This window comes from Vibrio sp. 10N.286.49.E11 (genome assembly GCF_041469505.1).
In the GTDB taxonomy this organism is placed as follows: Bacteria; Pseudomonadota; Gammaproteobacteria; order Enterobacterales; family Vibrionaceae; genus Vibrio; species Vibrio crassostreae_C.
Genome location: NZ_JBFRKQ010000050.1, coordinates 19,062 through 34,799, shown reverse-complemented (window position 1 = coordinate 34,799; position 15,738 = coordinate 19,062). Strand labels below are relative to the sequence as shown.

Sequence of the window (15,738 nt, the reverse complement as noted above, 5' to 3'; positions counted from 1 at the left end):
GCTCAGTTAACATCGAACAAACCTTTAAATACAGAAAGTTAGAAAGCTAATTTTTTAAAAGCAAATTAAAAAGTAAGTGCACTCTGCCATTCACGAATCCATGGCTTACGCTTAGCTGCAATTTCTTCGGGCGTAAAGCTTAGCGCTTTCTGAGGAACCGTAAGTTGCTCGAACCCTTTTGGAAGCTCAATATCGGTCACTGGGTACATCCAGTTGCCTGTTGGCATCGCCGATTGGAATTCATCACTTAGGATAAACGCCATAAACTCATCAGCAAGCTTTTCGTTCTTGCTGCCTTTAACCTTAGCGGCCACTTCCACTTGAGTGTAATGCCCTTCTTCGAAGCTTGCTGCTGCATACTTAGAATCGCTTTCAGCAATAATGTGGTAAGCCGGAGACGTTGTATAAGACAACACTAAATCCGACTCGCCTTCTAGGAACATAGAGTAAGCTTCAGACCAGCCTTTGGTTACAGTCACAGTTTTCTGAGCAAGCTTCTTCCATGCTGCTGTCGCTTCATCACCGTATACTGATTTCATCCAAAGCATCATGCCTTGGCCTGGTGTTGATGTACGTGGATCTTGGTAGATGACCTTAAGATCATCACGCTGCTCAACCAGTTCTTTCAAGCTCTTCGGCGGGTTTTCCAGTTTCTCTTTATTGTAAACAAAAGCAAAGTAGCCAAAGTCATAGGGTACAAAAGTGCTGTCGTTCCAACCATTAGGAAGCGTTACCGATGACGTATCAACATTATGCTCAGCCAATAAGCCCGTCGCTTTCGCTTCAGCCATCAGGTTGTTGTCGAGACCTAGTAAGATATCGGCTTTGCTGTTGCCGCCCTCAAGACGTAAACGGTTCAGAATAGACACGCCATCTTCTAGAGCGACAAAATTCACATCACAACCACACTTCTCTTCGAATGCTTTTTCAACGGCAGGACGAGGGCCCCAATCCGCAGCAAAAGAGTCATAGGTGTATATAGTCAAAGTGTTGTCTGCAGCAAAGGCAGAAAAAGAAATAGCTGTAGTAACAGCAAGGGTAGTTAATGTGAATTTCACTGGACGCTCTCCATGGTCTGAGCGGCACAGGTTTGAGGGAGGAGAACGGTAGAGGTTGTTCCTAACTCAATTCCTACGCCAGCATTATCTGGTTCAGGTTTACGGGTCCCAAGCACCTGCTTGATCTCAGCTCGCATTCATTATTTGAATGGTTCGCTCCCCGATGAGTGTTCAGAATTGTAATTTGATTTTTAACAATAAGCTATCAAGTTTGGATCAATTACGTTGATCGTAACCCCAACGTGGCACTAAACCTTGTTCGATACCAAGGTGATCTAGAATACGCGCCACCATAAAGTCGACCAGATCTTCAATTGACTTGGGTTGATGATAAAAACCCGGAGCTGCAGGCATGATCGTTACGCCCATGGTCGAAAGTTTGTGCATGTTCTCGAGATGAAGCGTCGAAAATGGCGTCTCGCGAACCACCAACAACAATTGGCCTCGCTCTTTCATGACTACGTCTGCTGCTCGCTCAATCAGGTTATCTGATAGACCATGAGCAATCGAAGCCAAGCTTCCCGCTGAACATGGACAAACGACCATCTGTTTAGGTGCTGCTGAACCAGAGGCAACCGGCGAGAACCAATCATCTTTGCCACACACCACCAGCTTTTCAGGGTCGCAGCCAAGATGTTTAACCAAAGCTTGTTTCGCCGCATCTGGCCCAGCAGGTAACTTAAGTTCATGCTCGGTCGCCAATACCACTCGCGCTGCCGATGAAATCAGCAAGTAGACCTGATAATCGGCTGCCAAAAGGCATTCAAGTAAACGCAGGCCATAAGGCGCACCGGATGCGCCAGTGAAAGCAAGGGTTATCGCTTTATCGTGTTTTGTCATGTTCTCAATTACTTCAAATTATAAGGTCGTGGATGCCGTTAGCCTTTGAGTGCCAATCCATCCAACAGTTTTTGATGAATGCCACCAAAGCCACCATTACTCATTACCAAAATTTGGTCGCCAGCTTGTGCCTCTGAGACAATTTTAGCAACGAATGCATCCATGTCCTCACTCACGTGTGCCGGTTGGTGACAAGCGTCTGCAACATCTTGAACTGACCAATCAATGTTATCCGGTTGGAATAAGTAGGTAGAATCCGCCTGCTTCAACGAATCAGCCAGTATTTCTTTGTGCACACCACGTTTCATGGTGGCAGAACGAGGCTCTAAAACGGCAATGATTTTCTTAGTGTCGACCTTATTACGTAATCCCCCGAGCGTAAGTTCAATCGCCGTTGGATGATGAGCAAAATCGTCATAAACAGACACACCTGCCACCTCGCCTTTAAACTCCAAACGGCGCTTAGTATTAATAAAGGTAGCTAGTGATTCACAAGCAAGGTCAGGTGTCACGCCCACATGACGTGCAGCTGCAATCGCCATCAAAGCATTATTTACGTTGTGGTCGCCCACTAAATCCCAATTTACGGTTCCAACACATTCATTTTGGAAGTAAACCTCAAATTGAGAGCCATCTTTGACCAGTTTCTTGGCATCCCAGTCGCCTTGCTCGCCACTCGATTCAGTTTCACTCCAGCAACCGCGAGCTAGAACATCTTCAATAGCGCTGTCTTGCTTAGGTGAGAAAATGCGACCATTGCTTGGCACAGTACGCACCAAATGATGAAATTGTCGCTTAATCGCTTCAAGATCGTCAAAGATGTCCGCATGATCAAACTCTAGGTTATTCATCACTAAGGTTCTTGGGTGGTAATGAACGAACTTAGATCGTTTATCGAAAAAAGCACTGTCGTATTCGTCGGCTTCTACCACGAAGAACATGCTTTCACCAAGGCGAGCAGAGATACCAAAGTTACCCAACACTCCGCCAACTAAGAAGCCCGGTGCATAGCCACAGTCTTCCAAGATCCAAGCCAACATGCTTGATGTCGTGGTCTTACCGTGCGTTCCCGATACCGCTAACACCCAACGGTCATGCAGTAAGAACTCTTGCAACCACTGAGGACCAGAGGTGTATCTAAGGTTGTTATCCAACACATACTCAACACACGGATTACCGCGGCTCATTGCGTTACCGATAACCACGAGATCTGGCCTTGGTTCTAATTGGCTAGGGTCGAACCCTTCAATAATTTCAATCCCTTGTGATTCCAACAAGGTGCTCATTGGTGGGTAAACATTCGCGTCACTACCCGTAACCTTGTGACCTAATTGACGAGCCAATACCGCAGCACCACCCATGAAGGTGCCACAAATTCCTAAGATATGAATATGCATAAATTGCTTCCAAACGCTTGGCTAAATAAACAGTGCCTAATTAAAACGGCTTGCACTCATTATCATTAAATGGCGATTAAAAGCGAGCAGCAATGCAAAACAAATTGAGTCGACATAGTAAGTGAGATCTGTGTCGCTTAGTTCATTACCATTAAAAAGATCTAACCTTTAGAATTTAGGTAAGCGTCTAGATGAATAAAGCCCACTCAAGAGGCCGAATCTACAGTGCTCAAATCCCCCCTAATATTGAGAGAAGTTTAAGGAAATAACATGTCTGAGATGCGCACCCTTGGTGAGTTCATTGTTGAGAAACAGAGTGACTTCCCCCATGCAAGCGGTGATCTATCATCCCTTTTGTCGTCTATTCGACTTGCTGCAAAAATTGTTAACCGTGAGATCAACAAGGCTGGCCTAGTCGACATCACTGGCGCTGTTGGTACAGACAACGTGCAAGGTGAAGAGCAACAAAAGCTAGACCTTTACGCGAACGACAAATTTAAAGCGGCTCTAGAAGCTCGTGACCAAGTTTGTGGTGTTGCAAGTGAAGAAGAAGACGAAGCTGTCGCCTTCAATAAAGAGCTCAACAAAAACGCAAAATACGTTGTACTGATGGATCCACTTGATGGCTCTTCAAACATCGATGTGAATGTATCGGTTGGTACAATTTTCTCTATCTACCGTCGAGTATCACCGATCGGTACACCACCAACACAAGAAGATTTCTTACAGCCAGGACACAAGCAAGTAGCCGCGGGTTACGTGATTTACGGTTCTTCAACCATGCTTGTTTACACAACAGGTGCTGGCGTAAATGGCTTCACCTACGACCCATCACTGGGTACCTTCTGCCTATCTCATGAAAACATGATGATTCCAGACGAAGGCAAGATCTACTCGATCAACGAAGGTAACTACATCCGCTTCCCAACCGGTGTTAAGAAGTACATCAAATACTGTCAGGAAAGCGAGCCAAGCGATAACCGCCCTTACACGTCACGTTACATTGGTTCTCTTGTGTCTGATTTCCACCGTAACTTGCTAAAAGGCGGCATCTACTTATACCCAAGTACAGAGAGCCACCCTCAAGGTAAATTGCGTTTGCTTTATGAATGCAACCCTATTGCTTTCCTTATGGAGCAAGCTGGCGGTATTGCATCAGACGGTGCACAGCGTATCATGGATATCAAACCAACTGAGCTACACCAACGTGTGCCTTTCTTCGTTGGTTCAACAAAAATGGTACGTAAAGTAGAAGAGTTTCTTGAGCTGAACCCTGAGTAACCCTCTCATTTCATTCTCAAACTAACGCTATTAAAAAGCCAGCACCTCAGTGCTGGCTTTTTGTTGTCTCGTAAGGTGATTAACTAGTTAGGAATCATTGTTCCGCTGACACCAGTTACCCGAAAGTATTTCTTTATTAGCTGTTAGATCAAGCTGATACAAATATACCCATGCTAATCCAAATATAGTCTCTATTTGCTCGCGACGATACTCAACAGGAACATCTTCTAGCCGATCGAGCGACTCTAAAATTTCGTCGTCAATGATATAGACCTCACCAGCGACACTTTTCTTTCCCAAAATCATCGCCGGATAGACACCTAAATCAAAAAGTGCGTATTCCTTAGGTGTATCAAACTGCCCTAATAAATCGCAGCCCTGCAAATAATGGTGATTGGACTGACCTTGCCTCAAGGTTCCATAGACAAAAACAAGATGCTGCATATGCCCTCCCATACGGCTCTACTCGAACTCAAATTGATAGAGAAGATCCACAGCACTGTCTAGGCCAGAAACAGCTTCAACATAGAGATCCTGCATCAATCTATAACGAACGGTAAACTCACCTAACGAGTTAAAGATACCCACACCATACTTCACCTGTAAGCCAGGCAGGATGTAACCACTTACCGTCACTTGAGAGTCATCGCCAGAGCCTGCAGTATCCAGTTGCAAGTCCTTTACACCAAAGGCTTCACCGATTTCACCAACAACCTTACCACTCTTCGCTAAACTCAAACCGATTAAAGTCGTTGTCATCGAACCGCTCGACTCACCGTCGATATCTTGGCCACGCAAAATATAAGACAGTGCGTTCGCTTGTGGCATCGCTGGGTCAGAATAAATCTCGATGGTAGGCTCTGTCGCAGGGCCAGTCACTCGAATACCAGCGGTCACGTCATCCTGAGTATTATCAGGATTACGAATCGCGTTGATGGCTACGTATGGCTGATCCGGTGGTCCATTCATTAGGATCTTACCCTCTTCGATCAAGAGGTCTTGCCCGAATGATTGATAAGTACCATCGACGATGTTCACTTCACCTGTAATAAATGGACCTTGGTCTTTTTGAGCCACGTTGAGCTTACCGACCAAATCACCTTCAAGACCGAAGGCAGACAGTTTAAAGTCATCACCAATGGAGATATTAATATTCGTCATCACATTGAATGGAATCGTATCTTCGTTTTCTGGCTCTAGATCTTTATTCAAAATAACCTGATCAGAAGAGACGCCAACCGCTGACGGTGGTAAATCTTCAACAACAATTCGTCCCCATGGTAATGTAATATCACCGGTGATTTTCGCCAGATCTGGTGTGACATCAATAGTCATATCAGGTACGACCTTCACCTTAACCATCGGTGGGATATCAACCATCAACTCATCAGCGAAAACTCTAACGTTCGAATGCCATGCTTTAAGATCTTGCCAATCTCCGGTTCCCTCAATATCAAGGTGACCATCAGGTGTTTCGACATTCGCATCCAGTTTTGCACTATAACCATCAAAGTCGAGGTCGATGCGGCCATCTTTCACATCAACAGGCGTAACATCGCCTTTGACTTGAATACCATCAACAGAGAATTGACCAAAGACTTGAGGGTGCATCAGAGAGCCTTTAACTTGAAGATCACTCTCAAGGTCGGCTTTCAATAAGCTGTATTCACCTAGAATTGGTTGTAAGAAATCAAGATGGAACGTGGTCAGCTTAATTGCCGCATCGACCATTTTGTCTTCGGCAAGAATATCCGGTAACGACACCGTGCCAGACAGGTCACCATTGTCGGAAACATCCAACTTAAAATCGGCATCCAGTTTGTTGTCTTTCAGTTGGGCATTCAATGCAACGCTTTCCCAACCCAGTGTGATTGGCTCACCCACTTCTTGAACAACCTGACCTTTCGGCATATCAACGCTTACCGTGACTTCAGGCTCATCTTGTTCAGACCACTTTGCATGAGCAGTCGCATTGACTAAGCCCTGTAATTGCGTCTCTTTAGGCACAAAGGCTTTAATCTGCTCGAAATCGAATTGATTGATGGCTACCTTGGCCTCACCCGATTTTCCGACACGAACGTCTTCATCCAAACACACGCTCGAACCCGATTGTTTCCAACAGTGCGCTTGAACATCGGCAAACTGTTTATCAACATCCGCATTTATCGCGACAGGTTGATCTAACACCCAAGGACCTTGCTGAGTGGTGATTTTGACTCTGTCTAACGATCCATACCAAATAAGAGAAGGCTTTTGAATCAACTCTCCGGAAATAGCTAAGCTTGTAGACACGATGTCGGATATCACATCAAGTGTCACTGTGTGTTTCTTCTCACCACCACTCACCGTGAGATCAATGCTTTTTACGCTCTGATCTTGATAGGTTAGGTTGTTAGCTTTTAATTCAAGATCAGCTTGAGCTTCAGGCAATGGCAGAGGAACCACAGAACCATTAAGCGACAAGGATTCTAGTGTTGCTTCGTTATTCCAATCTACCTTATCCACATTTAGAGCGAGATCGACTTCAGGCTTTTTCGTTGGACCACTGAGCTGGATGTTACCAATCACTTTACCTTTCAAATCAGGGACGCTTTTTACAAGCTCAGGGAAGTGAATCTCAACACCCATGTCCCATTTCTTATCAAGCTCACCCTGAGCCTTAATCGAGTTAACACCGTGAGCTAAGCTCAAACCACTGGTTTTCAGTTTTGGTTCACCGCTCGCGCTGCGATCAGACGCTGACAACTGACCTTCGATATCCAGAGGGTATTCTCGCAAGATCCCTTCAATATCCAATTTAGGCAGTTCAATCGCCCAGCCGCCCGCTTCAGTCAACTCACCTGAGGTGACGATGTTTCCACTAATGTTGCCCTCAGCTTCTGGCCACTGCAGACCCGGTTGAATATCTTTGAGTGTCACGTCAGCTTGCCAGTTAACGAGACTCTTCCAGTTCGCTTTAACGACACCGTTAAGCTCACCGCCTAGCGTGTTGAGCTTTAGACGCTCGAGAACAATTTGTTCCGTCGTGCCTTTACCCTGTAGATCGATGGCTAATTCAGGGATTTCCTTACCATCGGCTTCACCTTTAAGAAGAACATTAAAACCATCTAGTGAGCCATCAGCTTTAAATTGCTCAATTGTCGCTTGGTAATCGCTTTTTCCGGTAAGGGGCCACTGTGCTTGTCCGCCCTCTAAAAGAAGGTCAAATGGCAGAGTCGGTTCTAAGGGTTGAATATCCCCAGACAACTTTGCCTCAATCAGCTCAGAAAATTGGGAGTCTAGGTTTAGCTTAGCCACGCTGCCTTGTGCTTTCAGAGACAACTTCTGCCCAACAAGGTCGGTTTCTTTCACCAACGCATCCAAAGAAAGTTCTAGCGGGTAACCGCCCTTGAGCTCAACCTTCGTGGTTAGATTGGCGCTTGCTTGTGGCATATCGAGTTCGAGAGTTGAAACATCAACCGTGTGTTTGCCCGCGCGAGCTTCTAGCCCAAGGTGGTTAACAACGATTGGTGTTTCTTGTTCTAAGGTGAAACGGTTGAGGTCAAAACGCTCCAACACAACCTGCAGAGGAATCCAGACTTCCGGCAATTCGATAGCCGTTTTAACGGCAGCTTTTGGCTCAACCTTTTCTGCTTGCGGTTCTTCTGTCGACTCAGCGAGTTTAACCTTAAGATCATTGAATAAGGTTGGCGATACAGTTAGCTTTTCGCCCTGCATACTCAAAGCCGTAGAGAACAAGCTCCATTCAATTTCATGCCCTAAGATATTCAACTTGATATCAGACAAAGCGATATGGTTGATTACGATTGGCAACGGTGTTTTTACCGATGTTACGGGCGGAGTAGGTTCTGTTTCTTCTGTAGAGGCCGGAGGCAGTTCAGTAAATGCGAAGTCCAATCCTTGAATCGCTAAACGATCGACACACAACTTAGGGTCGAGCAGACAGCGAGGATTAATCGCCAAGTTCAGCTTTTGAACTTTGGTGTCTATATGCAGGCTGTCATCTTTAAACTGAACATTATTAAGCGTAAAGCTCGGGAACAGAGCCCCTTTAGTGCTTTCCACTTTAAGCTGTGGCAACGCTTTTTCAGCGCCCCACAACACAGTGTTCAACCCTGGATTGGTGAACAAAACAAAACCTAGCAAGGCTATCAACAACAGCAAAATAGACGTCAATGAGATCGACGTCCACTTGATGCACTTGCCCATCACTTTGATCATAATTCTGGCCCTAAACTAAAGTGTAACTGGAACTCATCACCTTTTGCTGCATCTAGACCCCAAGCAAAATCTAAGCTCACAGGGCCGACGGGCGACGCCCAACGAACCCCGACGCCGGTACCATGTTTCCATTCAGGTTTATCATTGAAGGCATCACCAATGTCGTAGAATGCTGCGCCCCACCAGTTTCCAACCAAGCGGTATTGGTATTCAAACGAGCTGGTTGCAATGAATTTGGCACCCGTTAGTGCGCCACTTTCATCTCGAGGAGAGATCGACTCATAACCATAACCACGAATGCTATTGTCACCACCAGCAAAGAATCTTAGGGAGGGAGATAGCTTATCAAACTCGTCGGCAAAGTTGCCGCCAAATTGAAGTCGAGTTAAGCCTCGGTGATTGTCGCCAATGCTTCGAATCCAAGCGGTTTGACCTTGAAAACGAACAACCTTAGTTTCAGATAACAAGGTATCATCACCCGCTTCAACCATAATGGTTTGTTTATCGCCCCACATCGGCATCGAACCGCCTCGCGTTCGAGTGCGTGAGAAAGAGATACCCGGCAGCACAAATTGCGCTAAATCATCCTGCAAACCTTGCTCATAGTTTTCGACCAAGTATCGAATGAAGACCGTGCGTTGCCAACCGTTATCCAGTCGCCAATATCTTTCTAGCGCTAAGTTTGACTCCAAACTCTTGGTATCACGATTATCCAAGTTTTTCATACCGTACTTAACTTGATAGTAGTCGTTCAGCACGTCATCCAGAGGGATTTTATAGGTAGCGGTAATCGTCTGTTCAGGTTTAGAAATCGACAGGCTGCTATTGAAGCTATGGCCTTGTTCATTAACCCAAGGTTTTTTCCACTTCAGAGTGCCTTTTACGCCAAGGTCGGTGGATACACCGATACCCGTTTCGATTTGGTTACGAGCTTGCGGAGCAAGGCTAACCTTCATCGGGATCTCTCGGCCTTCGCCTAACTGGCTTAAATCTGGTTCAACAAATACCGAGGAGAACCAATCCGTATTGGACAGGTTTTGGTTGTACTCACCGACTTTGGTGATTGAGTAAGGTTCGCCATCCTCAAATGGTTTAAGTGACTGCACCTTATCTTCTTCTATCTGGCTACCAGTAACCTGAGTAGTACCAAAGTGATAGCGGATACCACTGTTATAATGAAGACGAACATAAGCGCGGTTCAATTCAGGAGCGACTTCTAGCTTACTAAGATCATAAGCACCATCGAAGTAGCCTTTCGCTAAGCCAAGGTTGCGGATCGACGATTTCAAAGAGTCATAATTACCATGATTCAGAGTCGAACCTTTAGACAAGCTACTCTTCGCTATCAAGGCTAAAAAGTCTGGGTCATCCTTGGCTTCACCAGTTAGAACGATATCTGAAGTATAAATAACAACAGGCTCTCCCGGCTCAACCGTAACGGTCATTTCGGTATCATCTTCGGAGTGAGTAAATGTGATTTTAGAGTGGTAGTAGCCTAACGCATTCAGGGCTTCTTTAATCATAGATTCCAAGCGGGATTGGAATCTTAGTGAAACCGAATACTCTTCTTCAGGGATCGCACTCAGATAAGCATCAACATTATCCTCAAGCGCTCCATCTAGCCCTTTGATTTCAAGGGAAACGTCAGCGAAAGCGAGCGTCGATGACAATAGAGTGCCAATCAGAACTGGTAAAGTTTTTCTTATCATGTTTAATTGGTGAAGAAGTTATCAATACGTTAATAAGTGAAAAGAAATAATACCGCTAAATAGGCATTGAGTCTGTAATAAATCCTGGAATAACACGGTCTAATTTAAAGACTTATTCAATATTGACCAACAGTTAATATGAACCCACGTTAAATAAAAGCCAGCGCGGTAAACGTATGCGAAAAGGAATATAACATGCTAAACAAACAACAACTGGTTTCTGCAGCAACCGCACTACCGGGAAATGCTGACCCAATTCGAATCACTGAGCGCCATTTCGTCAATCAAACCGACCTGCTCGATGCACCCACGGGCTCTCAACAAGAAGTCCTGTTTGGTATGGGGTGCTTCTGGGGAGCTGAGCGTTTGTTTTGGCAATTGGATGGCGTTATTTCAACATCCGTTGGTTACGCTGGCGGATACACAGTTAATCCCACTTATGAACAAGTATGTACTGGGCAAACCGGCCATACCGAGGTCGTTCGTGTCATATTTGATAGTGAACAAACCTCTCTAGCTCGAATACTTGAAACCTTTTGGGAGCGTCATGACCCAACTCAAGGGATGCGCCAAGGCAACGATTTAGGGACTCAGTACCGTTCTGCGATTTACACCTTCAGTGAAGAACAACAATCTATCGCTGAGCACTCTAAACGTGAATATCAACGAGCAATGACTGAATCTTTAGGCAACGAGATCACGACGGAAGTTCTGCCTGCTGGAAAATATTTTTTCGCAGAAACCTACCACCAGCAATACCTAGCTAAAAATCCGAATGGGTATTGCGGGTTGGGTGGAACAGGTGTGTGCTTCCCTCCACAATAAAGTGCCGTTCGACATACCATCGTGAACGACACGCTTAAAAAAGGGCTTCCATCAGGAAGCCCTTTTCATTGTTAATCTATTCGGTGCAAGACAAATCGATAAAGCTCAGTTACACCGGCAACGCTGCAATGGTGCCGTTAACTTCTTTAAAAATAGTGAGCTTTTGTTTGTCTGAAACTTCAGGAAGTAGCACCTTGCCTTGGTCGAAGCGAAACTCTCCAACACCTTCAATAGCAAATTGGCCTTTGAACAGGACTTTAACGAAACGCGCCACCTGACGTGGACGGTAAGTAGAAAATTTTCTTAACATAATACAACCTCAATTCCATTTGAGTACTACAGTCACATACCTGAACAGCGTCGCTGTTCAAAGCACATTTAATCGCTAATTCCTTTAGCAAACAGCAAGATAATCTATTGTTCATCTTGATATTGATGCATTATACCTTTTGGTAACAAGCCTGCAACTTCTTTCTACGTCGTACGATAAAAAAGTTAAAGAGGCATTTTTCAAATTTCATATTATACTTCCTGTGCAAACCATAAGCGGAACAAAAATATAATGAAAAACAAAACTCTACTGGCTTTTCTAGCCGCAGCCTCTCCACTCTTCGCCAATGCTCACAACCTATCAGTAGGCGCTACCCTGCCTGCCGTCGATGTGAGTAACTATGGTGAGATTGTTCTAAACGACGGAAATACTGGATATCAAGCTTGGGCAACCAATGATCTTCTAGGTAAAGTTCGCGTCGTTCAAGCTATCGCTGGCCGCAGCAGATCTAAAGAGCTCAACGCACCACTGATGGCAGCCATTACCGCATCGAAATTCTCAGAAGACAGCTACCAAACCACCACTATCATCAACCAAGATGATGCGATTTGGGGTACTGGGTCTTTTGTTAAGTCCTCTGCCGAAAGCAGCAAAGAAGAATTTCCATGGTCTTCTATGGTCCTAGATGAAGACGGCGCCGTTGCGTCAACATGGGCTCTAAAAGAAGAAAGCTCAGCGATTATCGTTCAAGACAAGCAAGGTAAAATCTTGTTTGTAAAAGAAGGTGCATTAAACGAATCAGAAGTCACTCAAGTCATTGAGTTGATTAAAGCGAGCCTTTAATAAGATATTCGCGTCTTTTTCGAGACCTAACCAAAGGATATTGTTATATTATAACAGTATCCTTTTTTTAATTCTGTGGTTAATCATCCTGATGTGGCAAAACACACCCAACAATGTGAAACGCAAAACAGGCTTCTTGCTTGGGCTTATGCTCATGTTAAGCGTGTTAGCCGCAACACACATTGTGGATATCGCACCAGAGCACCACACTTCACACCATTGTGAGCTGTTTTCGCTTAATCAGTTCATCACAGCGCACTCACTACCACAGATTCCAGAGTTCCATTCGGAATTTACTGTCGCTATTACAGAGTCAGTAACTTCACTACAGCGGCTATATTTCGCTTATTTGGCACGCTCACCTCCTGTAAATATCGCTTAATTACCACTACTTTTTAATTAACCTTTATTCAGGAAAAAACATGAAACCTACTTTTTTAGCCGTTGTTATCGGCATGACTGTCTCTACAAATGCTCTAGCTAACGAAGAATTCCGCTCTCATGATGCACACGTACATGGCCAAGTTGAAGTAAACATCGCGCAAGATGGGCAAGAATTGCTTGTTGAAGTAACAGCTCCAGGCGCAGATGTGGTTGGGTTTGAACATGCTCCAAAAACTGCAGAACAGAAGAAAGTGTTTGAACAGGCTATCGCACAATTAAACAAGCCAGAAGAGCTGTTTAGTTTTAACAATGCGAGTTGTACTCTGAAGTTCAAGTCAGTAGCAAACACCTTAGAAGGCGGTCATGACGACCATGAAGGCCATGACCATGCGGAACACGGTTATGGCGACCACAAAGACCATGATCACGCTGAACACGATCATGACGACCACAAAGACCATGACCACGCTGAACACGATCATGATGACCACAAAGACCATGACCACGCTGAACACGATCATGATGACCACAAAGACCATGACCACGCTGAGCACGATCATGATGACCACGAAGGTCACGACCACCACGATCACTCAGAAGGTGGCCACGGTGAGTTCACTGTTGAGTACCACTATGAATGTTCAGATGTTGCTAAGCTAGACACAGTTAGCACTCAGTGGTTCTCTAAGTTCAGCAACACTGAAAAAATGACGGTGAACCTACTAACAGACACAGCTCAAGTACAAGAAGTGCTTAACGCAGAGCGTATTAGTTTCCGATTCTAATCACTCCTAGATCGGATTAAACGTAAAATAAACAGCCAGGTAAGTCATCGCTTACTTGGCTGTTCAAATCGGTGTGTTCCTGGGAATTTATGTTTCAAATTACTGTCCAGTAGATACACCGCTTTAATTATTGGAGCTAGCATGTCTTCTGACAGTTCATCACTTGTGGTCAAACTCGAAAATATCAGCTTTCGTTGGAAGCCTGAATTACCACCAACGCTAGAGATCCCCTCTCTTCATATCCAAGCCCAAGAGCACCTTTTTATTAAAGGGCCAAGTGGTTGTGGAAAATCAACTTTGTTAGGGCTACTGACCGGAATCAACCAAGCTGAGCAAGGAGAAGTCTCTATCCTTGATCAAGACCTCACTCAGCTTACACCTCGTCAAAGAGATAAATTCAGAGCCGATCATATTGGTTATATTTTCCAACAATTTAACCTGCTTCCTTATCTATCAGTTATCGATAACGTGACGCTTCCTTGCCAGTTTTCACAGATTCGTAAACAGCAAGTCGCTGAAAGCCAGAAAAGCTTACAAGAGACGGCTCGAGAGTTGTTACTCCGATTAAAGCTACCTCAAGCTTTAATGGACAAGCCCGTTACCGAGTTGAGCATCGGTCAACAACAACGTGTTGCTGCCGCTCGTGCTTTGATCGGCCAACCCAAAATCATTATTGCCGACGAGCCAACCTCGGCTTTGGATCATGACAACCGAGAAGCTTTTATCGAACTGTTGTTAGAACAAGCCAACCAGGCAGGTTCTACTCTTATCTTTGTTAGCCATGATCCAACACTAGAAAAGTTGTTCACTCGAACCATAGATTTAAAAACCGTTAACCAAGCTAAGGTTGTCGTATGAAAGTAATTACTCACTTAGCCTTAAAAAGCGTACTCAACCGTAAAGCCACAGCCATTCTAACTATTCTCACTGTGGCGGTATCCGTCATTCTATTACTCGGTGTGGAACGTGTAAGAACCGAAGCTAAGAGCAGCTTCGCCAATACGATTTCAGGTACTGACCTTATCGTCGGTGGCCGCTCTGGTCAGGTAAACCTGCTGCTTTATTCCGTATTTAGAATCGGTAATGCGACCAACAACATCGACTGGAAAAGCTATGAAGAATTTAGCCAGCACAACGCAGTAAAGTGGGCGATACCAATATCATTGGGCGATTCACACAAAGGCTTCCGTGTGATGGGTACAAATCATAGTTACTTTGAAAACTATCGCTATGGAAGTAAGCAATTACTTACTTTCCAACAAGGTAAAGAGTTTAATCAGCTATTTGACGTAGTGATTGGTGCCGACGTCGCGAAGAAGCTAGATTACAAAATAGGTGATCAAATCATTCTTGCGCACGGTATCAGTGATGTTGCGTTTAGCCGTCACGATAATCTGCCCTTCAAGATTGTGGGAATACTCGCGCCAACAGGAACACCAGTAGACAAAACCGTACACGTATCGCTAGAGGCAATCGAAGCAATTCATGTTGGCTGGGAATCAGGTGCCAACCTCGGGCACACACCGAATGCTGAAGCGCTAAAGCAACGTGACTTCCAACCGAAGCAGATTACCGCGATGATGGTTGGCCTTAAATCGAAGATCCAAACCTTCGCACTGCAACGAGAAATCAATAACTACCGCCAAGAACCTTTAAGCGCCATTATGCCGGGCATTGCGCTTCACGAATTGTGGGGAATGATGGCTGTAGCAGAACAAGCACTACTGATTGTTTCAGGGTTTGTTGTCGTCGCCGGTTTATTGGGCATGCTCAGTAGCCTACTCACTAGCTTGCAAGAAAGGCGCCGAGAGATGGCCATCCTACGTGCGATGGGCGCAAGACCTCGTCATGTGTTTGGTTTACTGATCAGTGAAGCCAGTGCGCTAACCTTCCTTGGCATTACATTAGGTGTTGCAGTATTGTTTGCGCTGATCGCAGTGGTTGCTCCTATTGTGCAACAAAGTTATGGTATCAACATATCGATATCCGCAATCACACCGCATGAGTGGAAACTGCTTATGCTGGTACAAGTTGCTGGAATCATTATCGGCTTTATTCCCGCTTTCAGGGCTTACCGCCAGTCATTGTCTGATGGCATGACGATTCGAATCTAAAATAGGAACC

At 45.0% G+C, this 15,738-nt stretch carries 14 protein-coding genes and 1 riboswitch; of the genes, 7 read left to right on the top strand and 7 right to left on the bottom strand.

Annotated elements, in window-relative coordinates; translation table 11 throughout:
- Positions 1-65: 65 nt before the first annotated feature.
- The 3 genes from thiB to mpl all read right to left on the bottom strand — a co-directional run bounded on the left by thiB (position 66) and on the right by mpl (position 3,295).
- Positions 66-1,058 carry a thiamine ABC transporter substrate binding subunit gene (gene thiB / locus AB4167_RS11480; protein ID WP_102320274.1) on the bottom strand — a complete coding sequence of 331 codons (993 nt, stop codon included), beginning with the start codon at positions 1,056-1,058 and terminating at the stop codon, positions 66-68.
- A 53-nt stretch (positions 1,059-1,111) separates the two neighbouring features.
- A riboswitch (TPP riboswitch) is annotated at positions 1,112-1,231 on the bottom strand.
- A 43-nt stretch (positions 1,232-1,274) separates the two neighbouring features.
- Entirely contained in the window at positions 1,275-1,898 is a 624-nt protein-coding gene (locus tag AB4167_RS11475; RefSeq protein ID WP_016787846.1) for a flavin prenyltransferase UbiX, read from the bottom strand.
- Positions 1,899-1,936: 38 nt separating this feature from the next.
- Positions 1,937-3,295: a UDP-N-acetylmuramate:L-alanyl-gamma-D-glutamyl-meso-diaminopimelate ligase gene (mpl, locus tag AB4167_RS11470; protein ID WP_372136554.1), complete on the bottom strand. Its 1,359-nt coding sequence runs from the start codon at positions 3,293-3,295 to the stop codon at positions 1,937-1,939.
- A gap of 270 nt (positions 3,296-3,565) precedes the next feature.
- Between mpl and fbp the strand changes: the two genes are divergently transcribed.
- Entirely contained in the window at positions 3,566-4,576 is a 1,011-nt protein-coding gene (gene fbp / locus AB4167_RS11465; RefSeq protein WP_008220458.1) for a class 1 fructose-bisphosphatase, read from the top strand.
- A gap of 87 nt (positions 4,577-4,663) precedes the next feature.
- Here fbp and AB4167_RS11460 read toward each other — a convergent pair whose 3' ends face one another.
- The 3 genes from AB4167_RS11460 to AB4167_RS11450 are packed head-to-tail and all read right to left on the bottom strand — an operon-like array spanning position 4,664 to position 10,506.
- On the bottom strand, positions 4,664-5,020 hold the full coding sequence (locus AB4167_RS11460; RefSeq protein WP_136981967.1) for a gamma-glutamylcyclotransferase: 357 nt from the start codon (positions 5,018-5,020) through the stop codon (positions 4,664-4,666).
- Between the two features lie 18 nt (positions 5,021-5,038).
- Positions 5,039-8,797 (bottom strand): translocation/assembly module TamB domain-containing protein, encoded by a 3,759-nt coding sequence (locus AB4167_RS11455; protein WP_372136553.1) that lies wholly within the window; start codon positions 8,795-8,797, stop codon positions 5,039-5,041.
- Positions 8,794-10,506, bottom strand: coding sequence for an autotransporter assembly complex family protein (locus tag AB4167_RS11450; protein ID WP_136981965.1), 1,713 nt, complete (start codon positions 10,504-10,506; stop codon positions 8,794-8,796). The genes AB4167_RS11455 and AB4167_RS11450 overlap by 4 nt, the downstream gene beginning before the upstream one ends.
- Positions 10,507-10,701: 195 nt before the next feature.
- Here AB4167_RS11450 and msrA point away from each other — a divergent pair, with 195 nt between their 5' ends.
- Positions 10,702-11,331 (top strand): peptide-methionine (S)-S-oxide reductase MsrA, encoded by a 630-nt coding sequence (msrA, locus tag AB4167_RS11445; protein WP_017058899.1) that lies wholly within the window; start codon positions 10,702-10,704, stop codon positions 11,329-11,331.
- A gap of 109 nt (positions 11,332-11,440) precedes the next feature.
- On the opposite strand, the gene AB4167_RS11440 is transcribed toward msrA, so the two are convergent.
- Entirely contained in the window at positions 11,441-11,641 is a 201-nt protein-coding gene (locus AB4167_RS11440; RefSeq protein WP_017058898.1) for a DUF1107 family protein, read from the bottom strand.
- Between the two features lie 252 nt (positions 11,642-11,893).
- Here AB4167_RS11440 and AB4167_RS11435 point away from each other — a divergent pair, with 252 nt between their 5' ends.
- From AB4167_RS11435 to AB4167_RS11415, 5 genes are all read left to right on the top strand, one after another.
- Complete coding sequence (locus AB4167_RS11435) at positions 11,894-12,445, top strand: YtfJ family protein (RefSeq protein WP_136981964.1); 552 nt, start codon at positions 11,894-11,896, stop codon at positions 12,443-12,445.
- A 91-nt stretch (positions 12,446-12,536) separates the two neighbouring features.
- Positions 12,537-12,827 (top strand): DUF2607 family protein, encoded by a 291-nt coding sequence (locus tag AB4167_RS11430; RefSeq protein WP_017063722.1) that lies wholly within the window; start codon positions 12,537-12,539, stop codon positions 12,825-12,827.
- Positions 12,828-12,867: 40 nt separating this feature from the next.
- Positions 12,868-13,614: a DUF2796 domain-containing protein gene (locus AB4167_RS11425; RefSeq protein WP_372136552.1), complete on the top strand. Its 747-nt coding sequence runs from the start codon at positions 12,868-12,870 to the stop codon at positions 13,612-13,614.
- A 141-nt stretch (positions 13,615-13,755) separates the two neighbouring features.
- A complete protein-coding gene (locus AB4167_RS11420) occupies positions 13,756-14,472 on the top strand; it encodes an ABC transporter ATP-binding protein (RefSeq protein ID WP_017058894.1) in 717 nt (238 codons plus the stop codon).
- Positions 14,469-15,728 (top strand): FtsX-like permease family protein, encoded by a 1,260-nt coding sequence (locus AB4167_RS11415; protein WP_017067558.1) that lies wholly within the window; start codon positions 14,469-14,471, stop codon positions 15,726-15,728. The genes AB4167_RS11420 and AB4167_RS11415 overlap by 4 nt, the downstream gene beginning before the upstream one ends.
- The last annotated feature ends 10 nt before the right edge of the window (positions 15,729-15,738 follow it).